Source organism: Dehalogenimonas etheniformans, from assembly GCF_014672715.2.
Lineage (GTDB): Bacteria > Chloroflexota > Dehalococcoidia > Dehalococcoidales > Dehalococcoidaceae > Dehalogenimonas > Dehalogenimonas etheniformans.
This window is the reverse complement of sequence record NZ_CP058566.2, coordinates 1,097,261-1,123,837: the sequence shown is the minus strand read 5'-3', so window position 1 is coordinate 1,123,837 and position 26,577 is coordinate 1,097,261. Positions and strand designations below refer to the sequence as shown.

The following is a 26,577-nucleotide window of genomic DNA, read 5'->3' as shown; positions in this document are numbered from 1 at the left end:
TTTGTTTCGAGTTTCGATATCAGGTTTAGATGTTTATCGTCTGAACGGAGGTCGTCCGCCGCCCATCGGCCCGCCTGGTGAAGAGCGCGGGAAGCCGCCGGGCGGTGGTTGTCTCATGGCTTCAGCTTCTTCTGCTGTTGGAGGAGCTAACAGGGCACGGCGGGAAAGGTTGATCCGGCCTTGGGAGTCGATCTCGGTGACCTTTACCTGGATCATATCTCCGATCTTAACAACGTCTTCAACTTTATCGACTCGACGGTTGGCGAGTTCGGAGATGTGAACGAGACCTTCTTTACCAGGCAGGATCTCCACAAAGGCTCCGAAGCTCATAATGCGGGTAACTTTACCAGTGTAGACGCTGCCAGGTTCGACGTCCTTGGTTAGCCCTTCTACGATAGCGATGGCTTTTTTAGCTGCAGCAGCATCGGTGGCGCCGATGATCACCGTTCCGTCGTCCTCGATGTCGATGGTGGTTTTGGTCTCATCAATGATCGAGCGGATAACGCGTCCTCCAGGCCCAATAACCGTGCCGATCTTGCCAGGATCGATTTTCAATTTATACATTCGCGGGGCCAAAGGAGAAAGTTCAGTGCGCGGTTGAGAAATGGCCCTGTCCATGACATCCAGGATGACCATTCGGGCTTCTTTAGCTTGAGACAGCGTTTTCTCGATGACGGCGAAACTGATGCCTTTGAGCTTGATATCAAGTTGGATGGCAGTAATGCCGTCTCGAGTACCAGCCACCTTGAAATCCATGTCGCCGTAGTTGTCTTCCAGGCCTTCGATGTCTGTCAGGGTGACGAACCTGTCCTTGTTCTCATCATCGGTAATAAGTCCGATGGAGATGCCGGCGACCGCCTTCTTGATGGGTACACCGGCGTCCATGAGAGAAAGACTGGAAGCACAGGTTGACGCCATGGAGGTTGAACCGTTGGAAGACACCGCCTCAGAAACAAGGCGCATGGCGTAGGGAAATTCGGACTCCGAGGGGATGACAGGCAACAATGCCCTCTCAGCCAGAGCCCCATGACCGATTTCACGGCGACCCTGACCGCCGAGCCGTTTGATCTCACCGGTGGAGTATGGCGGGAAATTGTAATGGTGGATATAGCGCTTGGTCTCCTCAGGGGAGATGTTGTCCAGCTTCTGTTCCATCTGGAGAGAACCTAGCGTGATGATGTTCAGGATCTGGGTCATGCCCCGGGAGAATAGGGAAGATCCATGGACGCGGGGTAAAATGCTAACATCGGCTGATAGTTCCCGGATTTCGGTGATGCCGCGGCCTGAGACGCGTTCGTTCCTGTCCAGGGCGGTGGAACGTACCAGTTTTCGAATCTTTTTGTCGTAGGCGGCCATAATGGCGGCGGGTTCGAATTCTTCGCCCAGATCGGCGATCAATTCCTGCGATAATTTCTCAAGATTTTCGGTTCGCTGGGTTTTATCTGCCTGGTAGAAGGCGCCCGGCAATCTGTCATCGATCGCTATCGAGATTTTTTCCATGAGAGACTCGTCGATGACGGGAGGATCGACGTGCCATTTGGCTTTGCCGATGGCGGCAATCACTTCTTCCTGAAGGGCGATAATCTCCTGATTGGCGGCGTGGCCGAACTTGATCGCCTCGATCATCAGCGCTTCCGGCGTCTCCTGGGCGCCGGCTTCCAGCATCGTTACGGCGTGCTTAGTGCTGGCGACTACTACATCCAGCTTGCTTTCGGGTAACTGGGAAAAGGTTGGGTTGAGCACGAATTTGCCGTTGATGTAACCGACATGAACCGCAGAAACCGGTCCTTCAAAAGGCATCTCGGAGATGCCCAACGCGCATGATGCGCCGATGACACCCAGGACATCGGGATCGTTCTCCTGATCTGCCGCGAGTACGGTCACGATAACCTGGATCTCGCGCCGCCAGTACTTCGGCAGCAATGGCCGGATGGGACGGTCGGCGAGGCGGCTGGCCAGCGTGGCGGCTTCGGTTGCCCGTCCTTCACGGCGGATAAAACCACCAGGAATTTTCCCGGCGGCGTACATCCGTTCCTCGACATCGATGGTCAGAGGCAGGAAGTCGGTTCCGGCCTTGGCTTCTTTAGCGATGACCGCCGTGGTCAGAATTTCGGTATCGCCGTAACGCAGGGTGACTGCACCGTTAGCCTGCCAGGCCAGCTTGCCGTGTTCGATAACGAGCTTACGCCCGCCGATGGTTCGTTCAAAAGTGTGGATCGATGCCAATGGATTCTCCTTGTGCGAAAATAGAGCTCTGCCCTTGGGCTTGCCCTGGAGGGAGCGCCGGTTTAAGCGGGAATCGTTGCTTTTCAGCCTTATCCGGATGCGGCCGTGGTGCGCTGTATTACTTGCGCAGACCGATCTTGGCGATAAGGTCCTGGTAACGGGTGGCGTCCTCGCGGCGGAGGTAAGCCAGCATGCGCCTTCGCTGACCGACAAGCCTGAGCAGGTTTCGTTTGGTATGTGAATCCTGTTTGTTGGCGGCCATGTGGGCAGTTAGCTGGTTGATGCGCGCCGAAAGGATGGCAACCTGTACCTCGGCGGAGCCGGTATCCTTCGGATGGCGCTTGAAGGCATCAATGACGTTGACCTTTTCCTGTTTTTCCAAATTCTTCCTCTTATTCTTTTATCAAAGCAGAAGTATAACATAAATCCAAAGTGTGTAAAAATTCCGGCCGATGGAGGATATGGTTTTGATAGCTAACGGTGGCGGATGTAAGATTAGTCGATGTTCAAAAAGATTGCGGACATCTCCAGGCGGTATAGGTGGCTGATAGCCGCCGTTTGGACCGTTGCTGCGATCTCTTCATTTCTTTTTGCCCCAAGGTTATCTGATGTAGGCATCAATGACGACAGTCAGTTTTTGCCTTCCGACACCGAATCGACACTGGCTCGGGATATTGTTAACAGCCGGTTTTATGCGACGCCAGACACCGCCGCCAGCACAATCGAAATAGTCATCCAAAACGACCAGGGGCTTTCCGACGCCGACAACGTTTTCGCCCTGAGTTTGCGAGACTGGCTTCTTTCCGATAGCGGCCCGGCTGACATAAAATCGGTGACCACAGTCCTCGACAACCCCGCCCTGAAAACGGTCCTGATAAGTGCAGACAACACCGTCATGCTGATGAATGTCGGCCTCAGCAAACCTTCCCTCGAGCCTTCGTCTCAAGCCACCGTAGACATTATTCGGCACTACATATCCGGGAGCCCGCATCCGGGGAATATCTATGTTACCGGCCAGGTAGCTATCTCCAAGGATCTGTTCCAATCGATTAACAATACCATTGACCGGACTACCCTGGTCACTATTTTTCTGGTAGCGGTTTTATTGTTAATTGCCTACCGTTCCCCGGTGGCGTCACTGGTTCCGCTTATCGCTATCGGTTGGAGTTTCCTTATCGCCCGGGGTCTGGTGGGATTCATGGCCGAATCCGGGCTAAAGGTATCGACGCTCGCCGACGCCTACCTGGTGGTAATCATCTTCGGCATCGGCACTGACTACTGTCTGTTCATTATTTCGAGATTACGGGAAGAATTGTCTGCCCGACGTCCCGATGCCGTCGGTTTCACCATGGCCAAAATAGGGCCTGTCATCTCGGCCAGTGCCTTGACTGTGATCATAGCTTTCCTGTGTCTCTGGGCGTCCCAGTTCGGTATGACCAAATCGGTCGGCGTAGCTCTTGCCACCGGGGTCGCAATCACCCTCCTTGCCGGGGTAACCCTTGTTCCTTCCCTGATGATCATTTTCGGGCGCAAACTTTTCTGGCCGGGGGAGGCTGCCAGGGCTGCCGGCAAAAATATTGGCTGGAGTAAGATCTCCGACTTTGTTGTTTCCAAACCGTGGCTCATCATCCTGCCCGTAATTGTGGTACTGGCGGTACCGTATGTGTTCTTGCCTTCGCTGAAACGATCCGCCGATGTCATCGCTCAGATACCCCAGGAAGTCGAGGCAGCCGCCGGTTTCCATGTGATCCAATCACAATTCCCAAAAGGTGAACTTCAGCCTCTGTACTTGCTGGTCAGCTCAAGCGGAACAGATTTTACCGCGGTTTCGTCGCGGCAGGGTATAGACGAGCTTGCCGCTTATCTTTCCACATTGCATGGGGTGGCACGAGTTGATTATTTCAACGCTCCTTCTGCTTCTTTGACCACGCTGGCTACTCAGATCCGGGCGGTTGCCAGTAATATCGCAGCCGGACGTTTCGATACCTCGACGTCTGTACCTTTTCAGGAGGCGGGGGAAACGCTTGGCGTGCTACCCATACGGTATCCCGGGATTGTCGGCAGCCCCGCATTTCAACAATCGGCAGCTGCCGCCCAAACATCCGCGCACCTTCTGGCAACAATTCAAAACGCCACGCCGCCAGACCTTCCCGCTCTATTATCCCAGCTTGTTCAGGCAGCCAATGGTCTGGCTGCGGGATTGGACGGGATGGTTCAGGAATTCAATCTGGAGGTATCGACTCCATTCACTAACTGGTTGTATCAAACTTACTTCTCCACCGACAAGATGTATGCCCGGATCAACATCGTTTTGAGTGTGGACCCCTATTCCGATGAGGCGGTGGCCTTGATCCCAGGACTTCGCGAAGATATTGCCTTTAAGGAGGCGCAATTATCAGCTGGGAGCGAAACTTACCTCGGCGGAGAAACCGCCCGGTACGCGGACACGATTTCCGTGACCGCGGCTGATTTTGGCCGTGTAGCCATACCGTCGGTCGCCGCCATTTTCGTGATCCTGGTGATCGTGCTGAGGAGCCTCGTGGCACCGCTGTACATGGTCGCCACGGTCCTTTTCAATTTCGGAGCTACGCTTGGGTTTACCACCTTTTTCGTTCAGAACGTATCTAAAGAACCGATTATATATGTACTGCCGCTTTTCATTTTCATCATGCTCGTGGCCGTCGGCGCGGATTACAACCTGTTCCTGATGTCCAGGATCAGGGAAGAAGCTGCTTCCGTTCCTACTAGGCAAGCCGTGGACACTGCCGTGACCCACACCGGTGGCGTCATCAGCACCTGCGGAATTATACTGGCCGGCACATTTAGCGTACTTATTCTTTCGCCGCTCCAAATGGTTCATCAGATCGGAATGGCTATAGCCCTCGGCATCATCCTCGACACCTTCATCGCACGGGCTCTATTGGTACCCGCCTTGGCGAGAGTACTTGGGAAATACAACTGGTGGCCTGGAGGCCGTAACCTGGCGAGGCAATAGACCATTTTACGAAAGTTTACTGGTTTACCTAGGGGATTGGCCAAAAATGGTACCAACGTAGGGCTGTTACCAACATATTTGACGGGTATAATTCCTTTTCAAGAGCCAGAGGAATTATGGAACAAAATCAAAACAGCCTGGCGGCCGAACACTCCGCCACCGAAGAAGCGCGTTTACAACTGATCAGGCTTACCAGCGAATATTATTCGCTTAGAGCTCAATGCAACAATCTAGCCCCGGATCAGAACTCCCAGGGAGATGCTCGTGATGCCCGGAATGTTCTTATCCTTGACCGGCTGGAAGAAATTACCCAGGAAACCAAGCAACTCTTGCCCTCGGTCTATCCCCAACTAGACATAAAGGTCAAGACCGCAGTTCGCTCCCGTCGTCCCCGCCAGAACGCCGAAAAATAATCGCTTTTTCGGGTTCAGGTGTAATACCTATCCAACTTATTTTCCGTATACAGTCTATTTGACGAGACCTCGACCTTCCGCTGAGAGAACCTGATGGCACGGACTGGAATCACAAAAACAATCCTTCGGCCGGAACGCACATATGCGCGTTTTGACAGGAATTCTTCAACAAATTAGAATCGTTTAACGCATCTTTCGCCTTATCGAAATCGGGAAGTTGGGTTTCTGAATGATTCAGGCAAAACGGGAGACAGACCGGGAGAATAGCCTCTTAAAGGCGGTAATTCTGGCGGCGGGAGAAGGCAGGCGCATGAAGCCCCTGACCTTTACGCGTCCCAAACCCATGATAACGGTAGCAAATAAACCCATTCTTGAATGGCTTTTATTGGAGTGCATCGCAGCTGGAATTACTGAATTTGCTTTCATCATCGGTTATAGAGAGGGTTCAATCAGGGACTACTTTGGTGACGGGACCCGCTGGAAAGTCCGAATTTCCTATTTCATCCAGGCAGAGGCGACTGGTACCGCCAGTGCTATAAAGTTGGCGCAGGGGATGGTAGGTGATCGCTTCATCGTATTGAATGGTGATGGGATCATTGGTAAAGCAGACATCGAACGGTTGGCAAGCTTTCCGTCGACCTCCATCGCGGTACAAGAAGTCAACGACACGACCGGTCTTGGAATCATCGAGGTTGAAAACGGCCGGGTTAAAAGCATTCTGGAAAAGCCGGAGTACGCTACTTCAAAACTCGCTAACGCAGGTACTTACCTATTTACCGAAGCCATTTTCCAGGCTATCGACCGCACCGAAAAATCCCCCCGGGGTCAGTTTGAAATCACCAGATCGCTGGAGATTCTGATCAATGATGGATCTGGCGTTGCCTGTCAGCCTATTAACTATTGGCTGACCGTGAGTTATCCCTGGGAACTCTTGAGAGTCAATGAAATAATATTGTCTGGGATGGAATCGGGTTGTGAAGGCGCGATCGAACCGGGGGCTCACATTGAAGGTCGTTGTGTCTTAGGAAAAAACACCAGGATCCGTTCCGGCTCTTATATCACCGGGCCCGTGATTATCGGGGAGAACTGCGATATCGGCCCCAACTGTTATATCCGCGGTTCGACGGCAATTGGCAATGGATGTCGTATCGGCGCTTCGGTCGAGATCAAGAATTCGATAATCATGTCTGGCACCAAGATTCCGCACCTCAGTTATGTCGGCGACAGTGTGATTGGTGAAAATTGTAACTTTGGGGCGGGCACCAAGGTCGCCAACCTTCGGTTCGATCACCGCAATATAAGGAGCGGCCATGTTGATACCGGTTTGCATAAATTTGGAGCGATTATCGGTGATAACGTTCAAACCGGAATAAACGTCTCGATAAATCCGGGCACGCTGATCGGTGATGGCGCGTTGATTCGGCCCGGATCTGTCGTCAGTGGGGAAGTCGAACGCGGCTCACTGGTACGATGAATTGGTTGGCCACTCAAAGCTGAAATGATGGAGCGGGTGACGGGACTCGAACCCGCGACAACCTGCTTGGGAAGCAGGCACTCTACCAACTGAGTTACACCCGCAGAATCCAGACTATTTTAACCTTCAACTTCAAGGCTTGTAAAGGAAGCAGATTCAAGCTAGGCCGTTTACTAACACTTCCACGAATTCTGGGCTAAGATATTATTGACGGAATCGCGAGAAGGTAAGATCATATGGCTGAAGTGACGAAACTATACGGCACCTCATGGTGCCCCCATACCTCCCGCTCCAGGGCTATTCTGGACAGGCAAAAGGTTTCTTACACCTGGATTGATATCGAACGGGATCCTTCTGCCTGTACCTTCGTCGAACGGACTAACAAGGGTAATCGAAGTGTGCCGACCATTGTTTTTCCGGATGGTTCCATCCTGGTTGAACCGGCTGACTTCGTCTTAATTCAAAAATGCGAAGAAATCACCAAGTAAGCCCTGATCCAGATTCAAGAGTTCATTCAACCTTCAATAAGTCGGGCAGTATCATCATCGGGTTGATTAGCCCGATGATCGGCGGAGTTCTGACTGCTCTTTCGGATCATCTTCAAAAAGAATTCGGTGTGCCGGTTGAAAATATGGACCTTTTCCGGGATGTTTCATTTGCTTTCAACCGCCGGCGCAACCAGTATTCCTCGCCGAAGATACTAAAAAAACTCAAGGCCATTTCAAAGGGATTTGAAGACAAGCTTTTGGGTATCGTCGATGTTGACCTATATTGCCCGGATTATGATTTCGTTTTCGGTGAGGCGGATGCGGGTTCAGGAGTCGCCACACTATCACTTTACCGGCTGAAACAGGACACCGCGGACAGCAGATTGGTTTCATCGCGTATTATCAAAGAAGCTACCCATGAAGTCGGCCACCTTTTTAACTTGGGCCACTGCGAAGACCCTAAATGCGTGATGAGTTTTTCAGTGGGAAACCTCTCGCAGATAGACGCCAAGTCCGCCTCCGTCTGCCTTCCCTGCAAGTCTTTTGTTCACATATCCAAGGCAAGGACTATAGCAAACTAGGGGTTTCCCTTTTCGGTTAAAAAAATGGGGGCTCAATCCGTCAACAATTAGTACTTTAGCCATAATAATCAGGTAACATTACTGATGCTCCGCGACCATGTTCCTGATATTGTTAGGCAAGGTCGTAGCGGAGGGTTTTGCCATGGGGCCGTTATTGTCTGTCGTGGTGGCGCTGGCTATGCTCGGCGTCTACTTGCTGATCACAAGTGGAGACAAAAAGTAGCTGTCCTCTTCTGTGTTTTATTTCCGGTGAACTATCAACAGTGAGGTTGCACCCGTATTTAGAATTTTACGGGAGATGCTGTTCTCCGCCCATTCGGTTACCCTTGAATTAGTAACCATGGTCACCATATCGGACTTGCTCTGAAAAGCTGCCTCGTCTATCGCGGTTGCAAAGTCGTTTGTTTCCGCGATTATGGGCGTCACATTCAATCTGGGCAACGTCGCGGCGACGCCGTCCAGATATTTCGAAGCTTCTTTCTTTTGATTCTCGATATCAGCCGCAGTGCGTCCGGCAGATTTGACCGCAGAAAAAAGCACGATATCAGCTTTGAAATTTTCGCTGATTCTTCGCGCCACCGAAAGAATCTGCTGGGCGTACGGCGTGCCGTCCAGGGGGACAAGTATCCTCCTGATGACGCCACGGTCGCCCTCGGGTTGCCTCTCATGCCGCACAAGCATCGTCGGGCATTTAGCCAGGCGAACCACGTCATCAACGATGCTCTTGGCCGATGGGCTGGTGAAGCCGTGGGCGACCAGTATCACCAAGCTGATGTCGTTGTTTTCGATATACTCACATAAGCTGGAGGTGAACTCTCCCATCCTCTGTTCCACCAAGACATTCGTTTGTTGACCGCTCAGGTTTATCTTTTGGCTGATTATTTCCGCCAATTTGTCCATGTAAAGCTTGTGCATTCCCCGGGCCTGCCTGTGTGAGTCCTCGCAGGCATGAAACAGAATGAGAGTAGAACCCATTCTTTTTGCCATTTCCTCTGCATAAGGAATTACCGCTTCGGCCGCTTCGGAACCGTCAAGGGGAAGTAGAATTCGTTTAAACAATGCTTTGGGCTCCTCGTGATCGTTACTAACCGCTATCTTACATCAATGCATATAAAATCAAAACTTGAAGGATTATTCCTGATTTATGATATTGTTTATGAAGCGGTCGATCTCTCGTAAGTCCATCAAATGATACCTCGAATGTAAATCAGGCACGCCCAGGGCGAAATTCAATTCTCAGAGGTGGACATGAGTACTCTACTTCTAATCGCAATAGCCCTACTGGTGATCTGGATAATCGCCAGGCTCTTTTTCAAATCGCTCGGCTGTCTTATCCATCTAGCATTGATTGCAGCGGTGATTCTCGCCATTATTTGGCTATTTAAAACCGTCTTCTAGCCAACGACGGATATGTTACTACGCGCTTCGGTTATCGACTTGGGTAGATAGTCATTTTTTGCTCGGGGATTCCGGATTGCCCACCCTTGCTTTTTGACTCTGGAACTGGTTCCGGTTTTTTGACCTCGGGTGACGTTTCACCTTTCTCTGCTTTTTCTGCCGCTTCTTTTTCTTTCTTACGATGCTCCAGTTCGGGATCGACCTCGGTCCTGCTGTCCGTCACATAAAAGCCGGGGCCCTTGAACACCAGGAAGGGAGCGCAGTAGATCCTCCGACCTTCGGCCCCGCAGGAGGGACACGAGTTTCCTCCGGTTTCGCTGAATTTTCGCGTTACTTCAAATTTTGAGTTGCACTTGGGACATTCATATTCGTAAACTGGCATCTTTATCCCCCGCCCCCAATTTGCGCCACAACTTCAATCTCGACAAGAGAATTTTTAGCCAATCCGGACACTTCGACGGTGCTCCTGGCTGGCGGCAATGCTTTGAAGTAACTGGAATAGACGTTGTTCATCGCGGAAAAATTTGAAAGATCGGTTATGAACACCGTCGCCTTGACAACGTCATCAAGCGATCCCCCGGCGGCGGTTAGAATAGCCTTTAAATTTTCGAGCACCCGTTTAGTCTGGACCGATATGTCTCCCGATACCTCACCCGTGGCTGGATCGATAGGCAGTTGGCCGGAAGTGAACAACAGGTTGGACGTTTTTACGGCTTGAGAATAAGGCCCGATGGCTTTCGGCGCCTGGTCGGTGTGGATGATTTCCTTTTTCATTTTGTCCTTTCATTTTCTTAGGCTTGCAAGGATGAGCCGAGGCTAGAAATTTATTCCGTAAACCCGCATGGCAAGTGCGGCGTGAATTATGACCGAGGTCCAGAACACCCACCACAAGTAACAATGATATTTGAAAAACGTCTTATACCACGGGCGCAGCATCAATCCTTTGAATATGCTCATGGTCGGCACGCACCGGCAGCTGAAAAGCAACAATGCCCCGGTCAAAGCGTTCAAGATACCAAGCCAGAAAATGATTCTTATGGTCAAAGCAACGGATCCGATGATCATTGGAACCCTCTTTGAAAAGATTGCGTGATATTTTATGGTATTGGGAAAAACCCCGCCACCCCAGCTAGGATAGGGATGCAAAATGGTGCTAGAATATTCGTCAATTCAGCCTAGAGGAATTGAATGATTGCTTCCCTAAAAGGCAAAATCGAACTGTTAGGCACCGATTGGGCGGTGGTGAACGTCGGCGGTGTAGGCTATAAGGTTTTTGTCTCCACCGCAACCCTTTCGCAGATCCAGAATATTTCAGAGGTTAAACTTTTCACTTACTTACAGGTCCGCGAGGATGCGCTCAGCCTGTTCGGTTTTACCACCTTCGAAGAATTGGGCATCTTCGAAACCATGCTCAGCGTTTCAGGAATTGGTCCCAAACTAGCCCTCGCGTTGCTTTCTTCGTTCAAGGCTGATGAATTGGCCATCATTATAGCTACCGGCAATGAAGCCATGCTTTGCACAGTTTCAGGCATCGGTAAGAAAACCGCCTCGAGAATCGTTCTTGAACTCAAAGACAAGGTTGCCAGGAGCTGGGCGGTGACCCCGCTTACCGCTGGCGCTGCCGATTCAGAAGTAATGGCCGCTCTAGGCGCTTTAGGCTATTCCGCCACCGAAGCGGCAAAGGCGGTAGTCAGCATCCCCAAAGATCCCGCGATGTCTCTCGAGGATAAAATCAAATACGCATTAGCCGGATTAAGCAAAACGTGACATTGACAGGGAGAATAACACATGAGCCATCATGAGACCTGCGCTCGCTGCGATGGCAGCGGTCAAATCGGCTGTCCGGTTTGCCATGGCGTCGGGGAGATAACCCGAGAGGGAGATTTTGAAGACGAAAAGAAGACTTGCACTTCTTGCAAGGGTTCTGGAACAGTCAGGTGCCACGCTTGTTCAGGAAGCGGAACGGTCAAGATCGACGACTAACCTGGAATTCCTGTATCAGGTTCCGACGGGATGCGCTGGCACTTGGGGGATAGTATAGTGGAGAAGATCGACCTAAGGAAACAACTCAAGCATCTCTACAATCCGCCGGTTGATAATCCGGTTTTTGTCGAAGTCCCCGATTTCAATTATCTTATGATCGATGGCCGCGGCCTGCCGGACGGACCTGACGCTATTGCCGCAATCGAAGCACTTTATGCGGTTGCATACACCATTAAATTCACCATAAAGAAAGAAAAAGACATCGACTTTGGCGTAATGCCGCTGGAGAGTCTGTGGTGGTCGGACGACATGAACGATTTTATCCATACTAACAAAGCCAACTGGCAGTGGATTTACCTGATAATGCAACCGAATTTCATCACATCTTCGATGGTTGAGCAGGCAATAAGGGAAGTATCTAAAAAGAAGAATCCTGCCGCCATCGAAAAAATCAGGTTTGCGCAACTGTCCGAGGGAAAAGCGGCGCAAATAATGCATATAGGCCCATATTCCGCAGAAGGACCTAACATCGAAAAGATCCACAGCCTGATAAAAGGGTCCGGTCACAAGTTTGACGGAGCGATACAGAAACACCATGAAATCTACCTATCCGATCCCAGGCGGATTCCACCGGAAAAATGGAAAACAGTGATCCGGCAACCGTTCGTGTGATATCATCGATTAAACCCATGCTATATCGTAAGGTATAGTACGATTCAATGTATTGATATTGGCCTTTAGATATATTACAATGGCCGCAAAGAACCTTAACCGGCCAAAGCGAGGATTATATGGCTAAGACGCGTGTCATGATCGCCGACGACCATGCCGTACTCCGCGAAGGCATGCGGCGCCTTTTGGAACAGGAAAAGGATATGGAGGTGGTTGGAGAAGCCTCCGACGGCGAAGAAGCCGTCCGCCTTGTCGATGAACTGAAACCCGATGTTGTGCTCATGGACATCGTCATGCCCAAGCTCACCGGCGTCGAAGCGACCAAGCTGATCAAAAAGGCTAATCCGTCGACTGCGATTCTTATCCTGACGGCATATTCTGATATCCGATATATTCTTGGCCTGCTCGAAGCCGGCGCCAGTGGTTACCTCCTGAAAAGCGCCCGAGCTGATGAGATCGTGGGCGCCATTCGCGCCGTCCGATCCGGCGAATCCGTCCTGGATTCCATGGCCACGCGTAAGCTCCTAGAGCGGGTGGTCAACCTGTCTAAAGAGACTCCTGAAGACAAGAGCCGTGGTCAACTATCTCCCCGCGAGATCGAGATACTCAGGCTTGCCGCCCGAGGAATGAGCAATCGGGACATCGCCGAGAAACTCGAGCTTTCTATGCGCACCGTCAAAGCGCACCTATCGAACATCTTCAACAAGATGCGCTGTTCCAGCCGCACTGAGGCCATCGTCAAGGGCTTCCGCGAAGGCTACGTTACATTGGACGATGTACCCCAGGGCATAGAGAGCTATGAAAAAGAAAAAATCTAGCTTGCCCGATCAGGACTACCGCAACCTCTTCGAAAACGCCTCGGACGCCATCTGGGTGCAGGACCTTGAAGGACGCATCCTCTACGCCAATAAGGCTGCCGAGCGACTGACTGGCTACGGGCACGACGAACTGGTTGATCATGATGTTATCAAGTTTCTCGCCGACGTTCGTTCCCACGACATAGCCCGCGAAGTCCGGCGGCGCTTAACAGCGGGCGAGGAATTCCCCCAACCTTACGAACAGCGAATCGTCCGGAGCGACGGCACCCTGGCGATCTGGCGCATGGCTACCAGCCTGGTGATCGTCGACGGCGAAGTTAAAGGGTTTCAGCACATCGCCCGGGACATTACGGCGGAGAAACAGCTCCAGGACAACATGCGGTTCTATGTACAGGAGGTCATCCGTGCCCAGGAAGACGAGCGGAAGCGGATCGCCAGGGAATTGCACGACGAGGTCTCACCCTCTTTGCTGTTGCTCATCCAGCGCATAGACGCCATCACCTCCAACAACCGCCTCAAACTCTCCGAGGTGATGAAGGAGAAGATGGAGGACCTCAGGGTCCAAACCGTAGAAGCCCTGGAGAGCACCCGGCGCATCGCCCAGGACCTCCGCCCGCGCATCCTCGATGACCTTGGTCTGATTCCTGCCCTCGAGTGGATGGCAGACAACCTTATCAAAAAGCACGGCATCGAAGCCAAGGTAACCATCACCGGGCGGGAACAACTCCTGTCCAGCGAGGTCCAGTTATTGCTTTTCCGCATTGCCCAGGAAGCGCTCAACAATGTCCGCAAGCATTCGGACGCGTCCCAGGTCGAGATCACAGTCACCTTTGGAGATGAGAAAACGGTCGTCTCTGTCGCCGACAACGGCAAGGGCTTCCCCATCCCGCAACGGGTTTCTGACCTGGCAGCCGGCGGTAAGCTGGGCCTTGCGGGAATGCAGGAAAGGGCTCAACTTATCGGTGGACATGTATGGTTGAAAAGCGATCCCGGCCATGGCACCATTGTTACGGTTGAGGTCCCCAACCAGGGTAACGTGTGCGAGATACCCACCCCGGCGCAGGAACTTGAACGACGAATACGAACTTAGTTTTACAAATAGGAACCTAACCCCTTCCCCTTCCCCTTCCCTTCGCCTCGCGTTGCTCGGCGTGGGAAGGGGAATAGTTTTATAAGAGGTTTTAGCTTGCACGCCCCCGCTCGCGAAAACCTCTAGGTTGAAGCCCACCCATTGGTAACCCTCACCCGTAATCCCTCTCCCTGCCATGGAGAGGGAAACCATAGGTTGATAATCTACCAGCGGCTATTTATGGTTCGACAAGCTCGCCACGAACGGATTGTTTAAGTTTTCAATCTCCGGAGCTTATCCTCAAGCGCTTCGAGGCGGGCTTTTTCCTTGGCAACGACCTGGGACGGGGCTTTGGAGGCAAAACCGCTCGCCAGCAACGCGCGAAGACGCTCAACCTGGGTGATGGTCTCTGCAAGTTCCGTAGCCTGGCGCTTGGATTCTGTCTCGAGGTCGATCATGCCGGAGAGAGGGAGGACTACCTCCAGGTTCTTCAGCACCAGCACCAGGCGTTCGGAATCGCCTTCTCCTTTGAAACGGTCAGCGGTGATAGACAGTGGGCGAACCCGGCCGAGAGTTTCAATCGCAGACCGGTATTGGATCAAATCACCCTGATTGTGGCCGGCATGGAGCTCGGCGGTGATCCAGCGACCGGCCTCGACCTTGTGTTCGGCACGGACATTGCGGATGGCGCGGACGACCTCGGTCAAGCCCTCGATGACCTCCTCCGAAATGGGATCAATGAGGGCCTCATGCGCGGTAGGATAAGTCGCGACCATGATCGATTCAGGTGCTCCGACGAGGTATTGGCGGAGATGCTGCCACAATTCTTCGGTGATGAAGGGCATGAAGGGATGGAGCAGCCGCAGCGACTCGTCGAGGACCTTCAGGAGCACGGGTAGGGGCGATGGCTCTGAACCGGACTGCAGGCGGATCTTGGCCAGTTCGATATACCAATCGCAGAATTCGCCCCAGATGAAATCGTGGAGCTCGCGCTCGGCCTCGCCGAACTGGAAGTCGTTCATGAAGGAGGCAACCTGCGCCTCGGTACGTGACAGCCGCGACAGGATCCAACGGTCCTCGACGGGCAGTTTGGTGTAGTCGATCGGCTTGATGTCGGACTTCGAAAGGAAGCCGATGACGAAGCGAGCGGCGTTGAAGAGCTTGTTGGCGAAGTTGCGCCCGGCCTCCAGGCGGTTCTCCGACAGCTTTATGTCGTTGCCGGGAGAATTACCGGTGGTGATACCGAAACGCAGGGCGTCGGTGCCGAAATTGTCGATCAGGGTAAGGGGATTCATAACGTTGCCCTTGACTTTGGACATCTTCTCGCCCTTCTCGTCGCGGATCAGGCCGTGGAGGTAGACGGTGTCGAAGGGGATCTTGCCGGTGTTCTCCAACCCCATGGTGATCATGCGGGCGACCCAGAAGAAGAGGATGTCGTAGCCGGTCTCCATGACGGAGGTTGGGTAGAAGTACTTCAGGTCCTCGGTCTGGTTAGGCCAGCCGAGTGTCGAGTGCGGCCAGAGACCCGAGGAGAACCAGGTGTCGAGGACGTCCGGGTCCTGCTCGATGTCCTTATTGTGGCAGGCGGGACACTCTGTCGGAGAATCGACTGAAACGACTACCTCGCCGCATTTGCAGTACCACACCGGGATGCGGTGGCCCCACCACAGCTGGCGGGAGATGCACCAGTCACGGATGTTCTCCATCCAGTTCAAATAGACTTTTTCGAAACGTTCCGGAAGAATTTTAATCTGCCCTGACGTCACCACCTCGAGGGCAGGTTTAGCCAGAGGAGCCATCTTGACGAACCACTGGCGGGAGGCTATGGGTTCGGCGACGGTGGCACAGCGCTGGCAATGTCCCACCGAATGAGTATAATCCTGAACCAGGGCCAGTAAGCCCATCTGCGCCAGTTCCTCGGCGATGAGTTTACGGGCGGCGTAACGGTCAATGCCGGCAAAGCGCCCGGCATTTTTGTTCAAAGTAGCATCGTCATTAAAGATGTTGATCAATGGCAAGTTATGCCGCTGGGCAATCTCGAAGTCAGTCGGGTCATGGGCGGGCGTCGTCTTGACCGCGCCGGTGCCGAATGTCATGTCGACGACAGAATCGGCGATTATCGGGATCTCGCGGTCCATCAGTGGCAGCATCAGCTTCTTGCCCACCAGGCCTTTATATCGTTCGTCATCGGGATTCACGGCAACGGCAACATCGCCAAGCATGGTCTCGGGGCGGGTCGTCGCCACAGTGACGAACTTCTCGGGGTTATCGGCAAGAGGATACTTGATGTGCCAGAGGTGACCGGACAGGTCCTTGTGATCGACCTCGAGGTCGGAAATGGCAGTGTGGCATCGGGGGCACCAGTTGATGATGCGCTCACCGCGGTAGATAAGATCCTTGTCATAGAGGTTCTTGAAGGTGGTGCGCACCGCCAGGCTGGGTCCGGCGTCCAGGGTGAAGACCTCGCGGTCCCAATCGCAGGAGGCGCCGAGCCTCATGTGCTGTTTGCGGATGGTCGAACGGCAGGAGTTAGCCCATTCCCACATGCGTTTGGTAAAAGCCTCGCGGCCGAGGTCGTACTTGGTGCGGTGCTCCTTGGCCAGGGCTCGCTCGACGACCACCTGAGCGGCAATGCCGGCATGGTCGACACCTGGCAACCATAGAGTCGGTTCGCCTTTCATGCGGTGCCAGCGGATCATGATGTCTTCGAGCGTCGCGGTCAGGGCGTGACCGAGGTGCAACTCGCCGGTGACGTTTGGCGGAGGCATGATGATGACGAAGGGCTTCCGGTTCGGGTCGATGGCGGGCTTGAAGTAGCCCCTCTCCATCCAAAACTGGTACCACTTGTCCTCGACCTGAGCCGGTTCGTAAGCCTTGGGGAGATCGGTCATAGGAGCGTCAGTCATCAGATTATCCTTGATGCGATAGTGAAAGGTATTCTAGCACGTCCGCTGACAGCTTTCAGCCTTACAAATCCGAAATCCGAATATCGAAATCCGAAACAAATTCAAATATTAAAGCACCAAATCCAAAACCAAGAACCTGGACCATAAAGGGTTTTCATCCTGGAATTGTCCGAGCACATTTTTTCATATTTGCCGAAACGACACGATTGGAACAGGCGATAATCACGATTGAGTCGTTTGGCGCGGACAATTCATTCAATCCATTCATTTCGTTCAATTTCAGTTTTCAGATATCAGCGGTCAGCCATTTATTCCCGTCTCGCAAGGTTCTTAATGGCGGCTCCTGCCGGAATTGTTTCCGCGAAATTTTCCAAAAACCTTTTATGCGAAACAAATCAGGAAAAATTACATTTGCCACAAACGTGGGATTTGATTTTCAAAACAAACGGCGTCAAAGCTATTCGTTTTGGCCGGTGCGTCAACTAAGGCCGGTAACGCGGGACTGGATGGTTGGTTATACAAACCGCCTCCACAGAAACTATGTGCTATAAAGAGAGGCTATTATAGCACTGGTGTACAGTGTTCTGTCAAGCGTTTCGTGTCGTTTTTAGGGGGGTATCTTGTTTATGGTATCAACTCCAAAGCATATTATCATAGCGAATGAACATTAAAAGGCATACTGCTATGACTAATTCGCGACTACCAAATTTCCCCGAGCATAAACTCCATATTTTTAATGATGTATCTTTCGAGGTGCTGCCTGAAATCTCATATGAAAACTTAGTCCATTTAAGTCATTTGGTTGATCAAATGGGACGTGCCGAATTGTATTTTCCCCTTGTGGATTGTCTTCGAAAGATTCAATGGGCGAAATTGGCGGGAATAGAGTCGATACGCATTGAGAAGAGTATTGCTGAACGGGCAACGCAAGACACGGTGCCATTTGACCCAATAGGTCAAATTCAACACATGAAAGCCCTTTTTGACTTTGTTGCCCACGCCAAAGCATCTCTAGATGCATTAGCAGTATTTCTCAACGATTTATTGAGACTAGGCCAAAAGGGGCCATCGCGTGACTTTAAATGGTTATCTTTCCGACAAAACGTAGGTGAACACGATTTGACGATCGGGAAACATTTATCAGAATTGGAAATATGGCTTGATAAGGATCGTGATAATTCCGATAGCATTATCGCTACTCGTGATGAATGGCAACACCGTGGGTCACCATCAATTCAAGCTATGTTCCCGATACTACCCATTGGATATCTCCCAGTTCCTCGGATCTTAAAGGGCGGATTCCCAGATCCCAAAATCCCACTTACATCCGAATACTATTGGACAACACAAGAATTTATCGAATATCACGTACATAAGTTGACCTCATTTTTCTCAACTGTGGTAGGCTCTTGTATAACAATTGAAAAACAGTTGGGTGGTAAGATGATGCAATTGGATCCCGATCTCCTTCGTCATCCGATGTCTTTCTTGCCCATGAGAGCCACAGCAGAGACAAAGGTCAAGCAAATTAAAGTAAGACCGTTCAATCCAATATTTCTTAATTCTAACTGTCTTTTTGAGGGTCTTCCTCATAAAATATTGCAGGCAATAACAAAAGAGGAAGCTGAACTATTTACCAACTTGGCAAAAAATCGGACTTTCCGATTTCCTGACAAACAGAAATACTTTATTACGCTCTTAGAACAAGATGTATTAAAGATTGATAGTGAACAGATAGGGGCACTTGAAAACATTGGTTTGATAGCCAGATATGCTCTTAAGCTCGCGAACAACGACGTATTAATATGTGGGTGTAGAGGTATCATGGTTGGCTGGCCTTCGGGAGATTTTAAGGATATCTCGGTCCACTTATTGACAAAATTAGGTGCAGAGCTCGCGAGCTTAATAAATATAAGCTATGATGAATTTTATATTAGGAATTTCATCAAAATACTCAATAATCAAAAGATCGATGCGAAATTACTTGCAATATCGGACATCAACGAAACTAGCTTTAAATACGACAGTCTCGGCGAGTTTAGGTATTAAACACATCCAAATGGGTTTAACAAGATAGAATTTGGGAAGGCGCCGGGGGTGGAGAACGCATTTATTCATCCACTAGCTCCGGGACGATTAGGGGCGTGATGGTTGTTGTTGAAATTTAAGAACCGATCTCAGCCAACGCCTTAGCATAAGCCTCGTAAGTCTTAGTGTCATAAAGAACGAACCGGACTTCTTTAAGGCTGGTTTTGTTCGATTTTAAATAGTCGGCAACAGTTTTCAAGGCTATCTTGGAAGCCTGATTCAGTGGGTAATGATAAGCCCCCGTGCTTAGAGACGGGAAGGCAACGCTTTCAAGATTGTTAGCTGTGGCCAGCTTTAAACTCTCGGTGTATGCGCTGGCCAAGGTCTCGGCCTCGTTGTGCTTACCCCCATACCAGATCGGCCCCACGGCGTGAATGACGCATTTGGCGGGGAGGTTGCCCGCGGCGGTGATCACTGCCTTGCCGGGTAGAACCGGGCCCTGCTTTGAAATAATCTCGTGGCAGGCGACATGAATATCAGGTCCGCCGGCTTTGTGAATAGCCCCATCGACGCCACCGCCACCGGCCAGTTCCGAATTGGCGGCATTCACGAGAACGTCCACTTTCGCGGCGACGATGTCGCCCATGGTCAGTTTGATGGTGGTGGAATTGATGGTGAGGGTATCCATACATTTATCATAGACCTAGTTGAGTGGAGGTCAAAGTGAGAAAAGCTTAACTGGTCAGCGACCTTAATGAATTGATTACTCGTTCATGGTTCGACAGGCTCACCACGAACGGGTATTTGATCGGTGTACTATTCGAGGACGATTCCCACGGACTTGCCAACTGGCAAGTCCTCGCAAAGACAAGTGTTACCCTGATTACTGACTTTATTTAATGTGATTTTCAGTCGAAGTCGTTGATCCGTTCAACAAGAAGACTAATTCCTAACTCTCGTTCGAGCCTTCCGACAGCCCTTGGCCTCTTCGCTAGATAAGGGCATAGCTTGAATGGCAGTCACGATCCTTCCGTTCAGGCATCTTCCATTGATGAAAGAGATGGCTAATTCGCCCTCCGCGATAGATGGCATATCGACGTAAGCGTAGCCCCGGAGTTGCCCACTGCCAATATGGTTGTCATTCATCAGGGTGACCGAGTTTACTGTGCCAAAAGGATCAAACTCCTTCCGCAATTCAGCCTCGGTCATAGCCAGGGAAAGGTTTCCAACATATATATTCATAATCCTCCCTCACACCGCAGCAAAATTAGTTGAGGTTTTATGAACCGGAGCACGGAGAAAAGGAACCGGCTGGAATCCCAACCGGTTCCTCCCGTCATCGGGGCTTCAGGCAGCTTTCACTTTACGGTAACAATCACTGCAGTAAACGGGTTTACCGTTACGAGGTTCGAAGGGAACCTGGGCAGTTTTGCCGCAATCGGAACAAACAGCAGCATACATTTGACGCGGAGCATAACTATTGTAGCTCGTAGTGTTGGCGGTGCTGTTGGTTCGATCAGACTTGCGCGTTGCCCGGCATGCGGGACAACGTTTTGGATTGTTCACGAAACCCTTGGATTGATAAAATTCCTGTTCGGCGACGGTGAACTCAAAGTTCGTCCCGCAATCGCAACAAGGAATCGTTTTGGCTTGAAAATTCATGGATAACCTCCTCTCTTTAAAAATTCGTCAGAGTCGGGGTCATCCAATACTCAGGGGAATCAAAGAAGGGTTCCGGTAAGTGAGTAATAACCTAAACTGCAACTATTGCCACTATATACTCAATCGGGGCAGATAGCAAATGCAAAGCTTAAAAATCATATGCAATCATCTCTCGGCTGGGTATCTTTTTGAATGGTGACGCCCTGGTACCGTGAAGACCCAGCCTGGCGTCCGCGTGTCTTCAGGGAAATTGCAGTATTTACAGGGTTTGAAAGGTGCAATTTCATGGGCATGGCACAACAAACGGGCTCTGCAAAGGCGGCTGAACGATTAATTTCTTCAATACTAACGATCAGGCCGCAGTTTCCGCACATCAGTCTATCACCTTTGGCCGGCGCTCTATTTTTCAAATCATCTCTTCCGGTATTCGATTTATCTCCGTCGATGGGCATAATTCCCTCCGTTAATCCGATATTTTCTATTGTTGAAGGCACTTGTTGATAAAAGCATCCAAACGGGCGATATATGTCGCCTGAGAGGTACGATAAGCTTGACTGTGCCCTGCGCCGGGGACAATCAAAATTTCATCCAGGGGATTGCCTGAAGCCTCCAGCAACTCCCGGGCATCGGACGGCGGCACCACTCTGTCCAATTCACCACCGGTGAATAGAACAGGGCAAATAATCTTTTTCACGGCATCAATGGCATCGTCATCGCCTACACCGCACACCGGTCCCGCCATCCATACCGCTCCATGAGCGAATACCTTAAACGGCGGGAAAGTTTCGTAAAGGCATCGTTGTGCCATGGCCAGACTGCATTTAAAGCTGCTGTCGGCGACGACGCCGATGACCCTATGGTCTTTTGAAGCGTGAACCAGAGCGGCCACTCCCGCAAACGAAGTCCCGAACAGCAGGACTTTTTCATCCGGATTCTGCTTTAAAATCCAATCGATGGCGCCGCCAAAATCCCGATCAGACTTGGTGCGTTCGTTTAATCTCGCGGTGCCGGATCGGCCGCAACCCCGGCGATCCAACGACAGGACATTAAAGCCGAGTCTGGCCACATCCCGGCACATTTGCAACAAGCCGACAGTCTCATCCGCCCGGTTCTGCTTGCCTCCGTGCATGGCAATCAAGGTAGCTTTTGAAGATTGGCCAGTTGCAGGAATCAACCAGCCGCTAATCTTGGTATCATCAAAAAGATTACCAAAACGGACCTCGGGGTACTCCAGGGCGGGAGGGAATATCCTTTTTGAAGCCGCCATACCATTGGCGATCAAGGCCGAAACTAAAAAATACAAAGTGGCCAAGCCGATGAAGATTGATAAAATTGCCAGAAGCATACCTACATTGTACTTCTTTGTGCTTATTCGGCGAATTTACCATTCAAGGCGGGGGTTAGCAAAGACAGAAAGAGGGAGGGATTGGGGTTTGGGTAAATTACAACGATGCGAGAATCCCTACTTTAGGACAGGAAAATACTCACCCGGCGATCGGTGACTTTGGGGTCTGGAATATCTATCCTATAGCAAAGAAATTGAGACGAATCCTGAATCAGGGTAAAGCAAACGGATTATAAAGGAGTTAATATGGACAAGACGTACCAGGAGAAAATGTTTTCCGGGTTGGCGTCTTTACTCGCCGGGGCGGCAGGTTTGTTTTCACTGGGGCTTTTTGCTTCGATGCTGGCAACGGATACGGTCGAAAACGCATCGATGATCTGGTTTCTGCCGGTAACTGGTCTGTTCCTGCTGGCGGTGGCGATCAACTTCGCCTTTCTGACCATCAAGATTTCACCGCGGGGCGTATCGGCGGGGTACGGAGTTTTCCACCACAACATTCCTGCGGAGGACCTCACCGACATTTACCGTGAAGACGCTTCCGCTCTGGCTTACGGCGGCTTCGGAATACGGTTCGGCTGGAAGGACGGTAAACGGAGAATCGTTTACAACGTTATCGGCAAACCGGGCGTCGTCATCCAGCGGCGAAGCCTTCCGGACCGCGAATTCGTTTTCTCCTCCAACGATCCCGAGAAAGTGATGTCGATTCTCCGCGCCGTAAAATCCACGTAAAGGGCGAAGGACAGACCACATCAACCAGGCGGGCGCCTAGATTGCCACGTCGCTTCGCTCGCCGAAATAACAAAGGGGTAGGGGCGGGCGCCAGGTCGCCATTAGAACAGCCAAAGAAAGGCGTCAATAGAGACACAGCGGGATTTCAGAGTTTTGAAAAAGAGGAAGGACGCCCTTATCCAGTCCTTCAAGCTACTTCTTTTTAGCCGGTTCAGCCTTCTTTGGGGTCTTTGCAGTTTTGACCGGCGGTTTATCGACGTAAAGTTCAGGATGATGGGTCCGGCAATGATCGCACATAGAGCGCCTCCTATAACTGAATTATAGATTGCTTTAAGAGTTCTTCAAAGGAGATTTGAGTTTCTCCTGAAAAATTCGTAAAACCACAAACCAGATAAAGGAGCATGCAGCCCTGGCGAGCGCATCCTTGCGTGACTACCAGGTTGGTAAAAAGGATGAAGGTCATAGGATGCGCCGAGAGAGTAACCGGAAACTTGTGTCAGGCTAGTACCATTGTTTGATAGATAGCCCCAGCAACCATTACTAAAGAGGGATATGGCTGCTTAGATTGGTATGGTAGAGTGTGCCAAGTATGGCAACAGGAGACAACCATGCCCGTGACAATTAAAGGAACAAAATACTTCAGGACCGCCGAAGTCTGCCGTAGAGTAGGCATCAGCCGGAACACGCTTTTCCGTTGGTGCGAGGATGACGAATTGCCGGGCGACCTGCACCGGGATTTTAGGGGATGGAGATTATTCACCGAGGAGCAACTTAAAGCCTTGTTGGCCAGGACAAGCGCAGTTATCACCATGGCTAAATCGGAATCCCGATAAAATCTATCTTGAACAAGAATGGATCAACCGGTATGTCGCTAAGAGTAAAAGTGTTCTCGATCGCCGCTGTTTCGACGATTGCTGCAATTATCCTAATTTTTGTGGTGTCCGACGCCATTCTGCTCCGTAATTACGATGACCTGGACCATGAGCACATGTCCCAGCACCTTGACCTTATTACCATCGCCATTAATGAAGAATTGGCGAACCTGAACAAGGTAAATATAGACTGGGCTGACTGGGACGACACGTACAATTTCATGGATGACCGAAATTCCGCTTATGTAGAATCCAATCTGGTGGCTTCCATTTTTGAGAATTTGGGGATCGACCTGATCATGTATGTGGACAATTCGGGGAACGTGGTATGGGAGGGGAGCAGTTCACCGTCAGGAATCGCAGATATCCCGGATGAATCCATCAATACTCTGAAAACCTCCGGAGCGCCTTTGTTTATCGAGGAGGAGAAACAGTCCAATACGGGGTTCGTCACCATCGGCGGACACCCCTTGATGGTCGTTTCCAATCCGATTCTGACCAGCGACCGGCAGGGCCCGTCCCGTGGATTCCTGGTGTGGGGCAGATATGTTGCCCAGGACTACGGGATGGCTTTGAGCCAGAAAATGTTGACTGATGTCGGCCTGGATTTCCCGGACACCTGGAACAGCGACGAAAAAGCGCAATCGGCATTGAGTCACCTTGAAGAGAACGACCGTTGGATCGCCCCGGTCGACTCAAGCCAGATCGCGGCCTATGAATCGGTCAACGACCTTGAAGGCAAAGCTTCATTCCTGATCAAGGTAACGGCACCCCGCGAGTACCTGCTAAACGGAACATCGACGCTCAACTCTATGATATTAGCGCTGGGAGCGGCGATGGCGGTCTTGGGAATCGTCCTGTATCTCATGATGGGACGAACGGTGGTGACTCCGTTGTCACTATTGAATCGGGCGGTGGCGGGGATAGGGGTCAAGGGGAATGAAAAACATCGGGTGCCAGACGATGGCAATGACGAAGTGGCATCGCTAGGTAAAGCAATTAATGATACGCTTGATCGTCTGGAAGACTCTCAGAAAGCCTTGAAGAAAGCCGCCGAGGAATGGAGGATCACCTTCGATTCAATCGATGATCCCATTTCCATTCAGGACAATGACTACCGTTTCATGAGGGTAAACCGGGCCTTCGCCAGGTCTTACGGCATGGAACCCGGCGACCTAGTGGGTAAGAAATGCTACGAGATCATTCATGGGACGACTGCACCTCCCAAGGATTGCGCTCACCAGGAAATAATAAAAACCCACAGGCCGGTGACTGAAGAGTATTACGATGCCGTCAAGGAATCTCACCTTGAAATATCGATGGCGCCGATTATTGATGACGACCGGAAGATGACTGGCATGGTCCAAATTACCAAAAATGTTACCGAACGTAAACAGATGGAAAGCCACCTGATCGTAACCGACAGGCTAGCGTCTCTGGGCGAAATGGCTGCCGGAATCGCCCATGAGATCAACAACCCGCTAACCGGAATCATCGGTTTTACCGATATGCTATTGGAAAGCGATCTGCCCGAACTCGTGAAAGCAGATATCAGGCCTATCGCCGAGGGTTCCGCCAGGGTTGCCGAGATAGTGAAGAGGATGTTAACCTTTGCGCGTCATACCCAACCTTTGCGGACCCGGGTCGACATCAACGAAATTCTCAATTCCACCCTGGCGTTGCAGACCTATTCCCTTCAGATTTCGAACATCGAAATCGTCAAGGAGTTCAATCCCGATCTGCCCTGGCTGGTAATTGACCCGGGACAGATGCAGCAGGTATTCCTCAATCTGATCATAAACGCCCAGTACGCGATGAAGAAAGCACACAACCGCGGCACCCTGACGATCGGTACAGAACGACACGGAGAGAACGTCCGCATCACCGTCGCCGACGACGGGCCGGGGATTCCTCCGGATGTCATGACCAAACTGTTCCAACCGTTTTTCACAACCAAGGCGCCGGGGGAGGGGACAGGGTTGGGGTTACCGCTTTCAAGGTCGATAGTCCTGGAACACGGGGGCACCCTGAGCGTAAAAAGCGAGCCGGGTGAAGGCGCCATTTTTACGATCGAACTGCCGGTAACCTCCAGGGATGAATCTGCCGGAACTGAGGCAGTGGTGGTGGGAGCGACGGCTTAGTTAGAGCGATACTGACTGTACGATATCGGATTACCTGCACAAACGCCTGCAAAAAGCTATAATCACGCCATGCATACGCCCGACCTTATCATCAGACGAGAGCAGGAAGAAGATTATCCTCTTGTCGAGCAACTGGTCCGGGACGCATTTTGGGATGTCCATGTCCCCGGTTGCTGCGAACACCTGGTGATACATAACCTTCGGAAAAGCCAAGATTTCATCCCGGAACTGGATTTCATCGCTGAAAAGGACAGACGGATCGTGGGTCAGATCGCTTACGCAAGGAGCGCTATCAGAGGCGAAAATGGGCAAACTCACGAAGTCATTACCTTCGGTCCTGTAAGCGTGATACCCGAACTTCAAAATCAGGGTATCGGCAGTTTGCTTATCACACATACCATCGCGCTGGCGCGGGGGATGGGCTTTCCGGCCATCGTCATCTATGGGGATCCGAGGTATTACAGCCGCTTCGGTTTCAGGTGCGCCGAGAAGTACGATATCAGAACTTTCGACGGAAAATTCGCCGCCGCGCTGCTGGCGCTGGAACTAAAGCCGGGAGCCTTAGCGAATATGCCGGGAAATTTCGTTGAAAGCGCCGCGTACTCCATCGACGAAGAACAACTGGCACAGTACGACGCTGGTTTTCCGTTCAAAGAGAAGAAAGATACGGAATCTCAACGCGAATTCAGGTTCATAGTGAGCCTCAGGTATTGAGATTGTTTTCAATCGAGCGTCTCGCCGGGGCTAAGCCGCGCGTTGTAATATGATCGTAACAAT

Annotated in this window: 29 protein-coding genes and 1 tRNA gene; 17 read left to right on the top strand and 13 right to left on the bottom strand. The window is 51.3% G+C overall.

Annotated elements, in window-relative coordinates:
- Positions 1 to 33: 33 nt before the first annotated feature.
- Positions 34 to 2,226: a polyribonucleotide nucleotidyltransferase gene (locus HX448_RS05650; RefSeq protein ID WP_102330221.1), complete on the bottom strand. Its 2,193-nt coding sequence runs from the start codon at positions 2,224 to 2,226 to the stop codon at positions 34 to 36.
- A gap of 118 nt (positions 2,227 to 2,344) precedes the next feature.
- The gene (rpsO, locus tag HX448_RS05645) at positions 2,345 to 2,608 is read right to left on the bottom strand and encodes a 30S ribosomal protein S15 (RefSeq protein WP_102330222.1); all 264 of its coding nucleotides are present in this window, start codon (positions 2,606 to 2,608) and stop codon (positions 2,345 to 2,347) included.
- Positions 2,609 to 2,728: 120 nt separating this feature from the next.
- Between rpsO and HX448_RS05640 the strand changes: the two genes are divergently transcribed.
- The 3 genes from HX448_RS05640 (at position 2,729) to glmU (ending at position 7,108) form a co-directional block, all read left to right on the top strand.
- Positions 2,729 to 5,221, top strand: a complete 2,493-nt coding sequence (locus HX448_RS05640) for an MMPL family transporter (protein WP_102330223.1) — start codon at positions 2,729 to 2,731, stop codon at positions 5,219 to 5,221.
- 116 nt (positions 5,222 to 5,337) lie between these two features.
- Positions 5,338 to 5,634 (top strand): hypothetical protein, encoded by a 297-nt coding sequence (locus HX448_RS05635; protein WP_102330224.1) that lies wholly within the window; start codon positions 5,338 to 5,340, stop codon positions 5,632 to 5,634.
- A gap of 229 nt (positions 5,635 to 5,863) precedes the next feature.
- Positions 5,864 to 7,108, top strand: a complete 1,245-nt coding sequence (gene glmU / locus HX448_RS05630; RefSeq protein ID WP_102330225.1) for a bifunctional sugar-1-phosphate nucleotidylyltransferase/acetyltransferase — start codon at positions 5,864 to 5,866, stop codon at positions 7,106 to 7,108.
- A 28-nt stretch (positions 7,109 to 7,136) separates the two neighbouring features.
- Here glmU and HX448_RS05625 read toward each other — a convergent pair.
- A tRNA-Gly gene (locus HX448_RS05625) sits at positions 7,137 to 7,212 on the bottom strand.
- Between the two features lie 132 nt (positions 7,213 to 7,344).
- Here HX448_RS05625 and HX448_RS05620 point away from each other — a divergent pair.
- The 3 genes from HX448_RS05620 to HX448_RS10585 all read left to right on the top strand — a co-directional run bounded on the left by HX448_RS05620 (position 7,345) and on the right by HX448_RS10585 (position 8,400).
- Positions 7,345 to 7,596 (top strand): glutaredoxin domain-containing protein, encoded by a 252-nt coding sequence (locus HX448_RS05620; protein ID WP_102330226.1) that lies wholly within the window; start codon positions 7,345 to 7,347, stop codon positions 7,594 to 7,596.
- A gap of 74 nt (positions 7,597 to 7,670) precedes the next feature.
- The gene (locus HX448_RS05615; protein WP_162485854.1) at positions 7,671 to 8,177 is read left to right on the top strand and encodes a peptidase zinc-dependent; all 507 of its coding nucleotides are present in this window, start codon (positions 7,671 to 7,673) and stop codon (positions 8,175 to 8,177) included.
- Between the two features lie 97 nt (positions 8,178 to 8,274).
- Positions 8,275 to 8,400, top strand: a complete 126-nt coding sequence (locus HX448_RS10585) for a hypothetical protein (RefSeq protein ID WP_264294058.1) — start codon at positions 8,275 to 8,277, stop codon at positions 8,398 to 8,400.
- Between the two features lie 17 nt (positions 8,401 to 8,417).
- On the opposite strand, the gene HX448_RS05610 is transcribed toward HX448_RS10585, so the two are convergent.
- Positions 8,418 to 9,236: a universal stress protein gene (locus tag HX448_RS05610; protein WP_102330228.1), complete on the bottom strand. Its 819-nt coding sequence runs from the start codon at positions 9,234 to 9,236 to the stop codon at positions 8,418 to 8,420.
- Positions 9,237 to 9,425: 189 nt separating this feature from the next.
- Here HX448_RS05610 and HX448_RS05605 point away from each other — a divergent pair, with 189 nt between their 5' ends.
- A complete protein-coding gene (locus HX448_RS05605; protein WP_190259844.1) occupies positions 9,426 to 9,575 on the top strand; it encodes a DUF5670 family protein in 150 nt (49 codons plus the stop codon).
- A gap of 31 nt (positions 9,576 to 9,606) precedes the next feature.
- Here HX448_RS05605 and HX448_RS05600 read toward each other — a convergent pair whose 3' ends face one another.
- Genes HX448_RS05600 through HX448_RS05590 form a run of 3 tightly spaced genes read right to left on the bottom strand, consistent with a single transcriptional unit; the run spans position 9,607 to position 10,640 of the window.
- Positions 9,607 to 9,957 carry an FmdB family zinc ribbon protein gene (locus tag HX448_RS05600; protein WP_102330229.1) on the bottom strand — a complete coding sequence of 117 codons (351 nt, stop codon included), beginning with the start codon at positions 9,955 to 9,957 and terminating at the stop codon, positions 9,607 to 9,609.
- Positions 9,958 to 9,959: 2 nt separating this feature from the next.
- Positions 9,960 to 10,349, bottom strand: coding sequence for a RidA family protein (locus tag HX448_RS05595; protein WP_102330230.1), 390 nt, complete (start codon positions 10,347 to 10,349; stop codon positions 9,960 to 9,962).
- A gap of 42 nt (positions 10,350 to 10,391) precedes the next feature.
- On the bottom strand, positions 10,392 to 10,640 hold the full coding sequence (locus tag HX448_RS05590) for a hypothetical protein (RefSeq protein ID WP_162485855.1): 249 nt from the start codon (positions 10,638 to 10,640) through the stop codon (positions 10,392 to 10,394).
- A 123-nt stretch (positions 10,641 to 10,763) separates the two neighbouring features.
- Here HX448_RS05590 and ruvA point away from each other — a divergent pair, with 123 nt between their 5' ends.
- The 5 genes from ruvA (at position 10,764) to HX448_RS05565 (ending at position 14,138) form a co-directional block, all read left to right on the top strand.
- Positions 10,764 to 11,342, top strand: a complete 579-nt coding sequence (gene ruvA, locus HX448_RS05585; protein WP_102330232.1) for a Holliday junction branch migration protein RuvA — start codon at positions 10,764 to 10,766, stop codon at positions 11,340 to 11,342.
- Between the two features lie 21 nt (positions 11,343 to 11,363).
- On the top strand, positions 11,364 to 11,558 hold the full coding sequence (locus tag HX448_RS05580; RefSeq protein ID WP_162485856.1) for a hypothetical protein: 195 nt from the start codon (positions 11,364 to 11,366) through the stop codon (positions 11,556 to 11,558).
- Between the two features lie 57 nt (positions 11,559 to 11,615).
- Positions 11,616 to 12,230 (top strand): GyrI-like domain-containing protein, encoded by a 615-nt coding sequence (locus HX448_RS05575; protein WP_102330233.1) that lies wholly within the window; start codon positions 11,616 to 11,618, stop codon positions 12,228 to 12,230.
- Between the two features lie 119 nt (positions 12,231 to 12,349).
- On the top strand, positions 12,350 to 13,048 hold the full coding sequence (locus HX448_RS05570; RefSeq protein WP_102330234.1) for a response regulator transcription factor: 699 nt from the start codon (positions 12,350 to 12,352) through the stop codon (positions 13,046 to 13,048).
- The gene (locus HX448_RS05565; RefSeq protein ID WP_102330235.1) at positions 13,029 to 14,138 is read left to right on the top strand and encodes a sensor histidine kinase; all 1,110 of its coding nucleotides are present in this window, start codon (positions 13,029 to 13,031) and stop codon (positions 14,136 to 14,138) included. Before HX448_RS05570 ends, HX448_RS05565 begins: the two co-directional genes overlap by 20 nt.
- 251 nt (positions 14,139 to 14,389) lie before the next feature.
- Here HX448_RS05565 and HX448_RS05560 read toward each other — a convergent pair whose 3' ends face one another.
- Positions 14,390 to 17,023, bottom strand: coding sequence for a valine--tRNA ligase (locus tag HX448_RS05560; protein ID WP_102330236.1), 2,634 nt, complete (start codon positions 17,021 to 17,023; stop codon positions 14,390 to 14,392).
- A 660-nt stretch (positions 17,024 to 17,683) separates the two neighbouring features.
- Here HX448_RS05560 and HX448_RS05555 point away from each other — a divergent pair.
- Positions 17,684 to 19,072 (top strand): hypothetical protein, encoded by a 1,389-nt coding sequence (locus HX448_RS05555; RefSeq protein ID WP_190259843.1) that lies wholly within the window; start codon positions 17,684 to 17,686, stop codon positions 19,070 to 19,072.
- Between the two features lie 115 nt (positions 19,073 to 19,187).
- On the opposite strand, the gene HX448_RS05550 is transcribed toward HX448_RS05555, so the two are convergent.
- The 5 genes from HX448_RS05550 to HX448_RS05530 all read right to left on the bottom strand — a co-directional run bounded on the left by HX448_RS05550 (position 19,188) and on the right by HX448_RS05530 (position 22,058).
- The gene (locus HX448_RS05550; protein ID WP_102330238.1) at positions 19,188 to 19,739 is read right to left on the bottom strand and encodes an O-acetyl-ADP-ribose deacetylase; all 552 of its coding nucleotides are present in this window, start codon (positions 19,737 to 19,739) and stop codon (positions 19,188 to 19,190) included.
- A 254-nt stretch (positions 19,740 to 19,993) separates the two neighbouring features.
- A complete protein-coding gene (locus HX448_RS05545) occupies positions 19,994 to 20,293 on the bottom strand; it encodes an RNA recognition motif domain-containing protein (protein ID WP_102330239.1) in 300 nt (99 codons plus the stop codon).
- Between the two features lie 105 nt (positions 20,294 to 20,398).
- Positions 20,399 to 20,713: a CxxC-x17-CxxC domain-containing protein gene (locus HX448_RS05540; protein WP_102330240.1), complete on the bottom strand. Its 315-nt coding sequence runs from the start codon at positions 20,711 to 20,713 to the stop codon at positions 20,399 to 20,401.
- Between the two features lie 155 nt (positions 20,714 to 20,868).
- A complete protein-coding gene (locus tag HX448_RS05535; protein ID WP_102330241.1) occupies positions 20,869 to 21,165 on the bottom strand; it encodes a hypothetical protein in 297 nt (98 codons plus the stop codon).
- 26 nt (positions 21,166 to 21,191) lie between these two features.
- Complete coding sequence (locus HX448_RS05530) at positions 21,192 to 22,058, bottom strand: alpha/beta hydrolase (protein WP_102330242.1); 867 nt, start codon at positions 22,056 to 22,058, stop codon at positions 21,192 to 21,194.
- A gap of 246 nt (positions 22,059 to 22,304) precedes the next feature.
- Here HX448_RS05530 and HX448_RS05525 point away from each other — a divergent pair, with 246 nt between their 5' ends.
- The 4 genes from HX448_RS05525 to HX448_RS05510 all read left to right on the top strand — a co-directional run bounded on the left by HX448_RS05525 (position 22,305) and on the right by HX448_RS05510 (position 26,514).
- On the top strand, positions 22,305 to 22,787 hold the full coding sequence (locus tag HX448_RS05525) for a hypothetical protein (RefSeq protein ID WP_102330243.1): 483 nt from the start codon (positions 22,305 to 22,307) through the stop codon (positions 22,785 to 22,787).
- Positions 22,788 to 23,395: 608 nt separating this feature from the next.
- Entirely contained in the window at positions 23,396 to 23,620 is a 225-nt protein-coding gene (locus HX448_RS05520) for a helix-turn-helix domain-containing protein (protein WP_102330244.1), read from the top strand.
- A 32-nt stretch (positions 23,621 to 23,652) separates the two neighbouring features.
- Complete coding sequence (locus HX448_RS05515) at positions 23,653 to 25,800, top strand: CHASE4 domain-containing protein (protein WP_102330245.1); 2,148 nt, start codon at positions 23,653 to 23,655, stop codon at positions 25,798 to 25,800.
- 69 nt (positions 25,801 to 25,869) lie between these two features.
- The gene (locus tag HX448_RS05510; RefSeq protein ID WP_102330246.1) at positions 25,870 to 26,514 is read left to right on the top strand and encodes a GNAT family N-acetyltransferase; all 645 of its coding nucleotides are present in this window, start codon (positions 25,870 to 25,872) and stop codon (positions 26,512 to 26,514) included.
- Positions 26,515 to 26,577 lie beyond the last annotated feature (63 nt).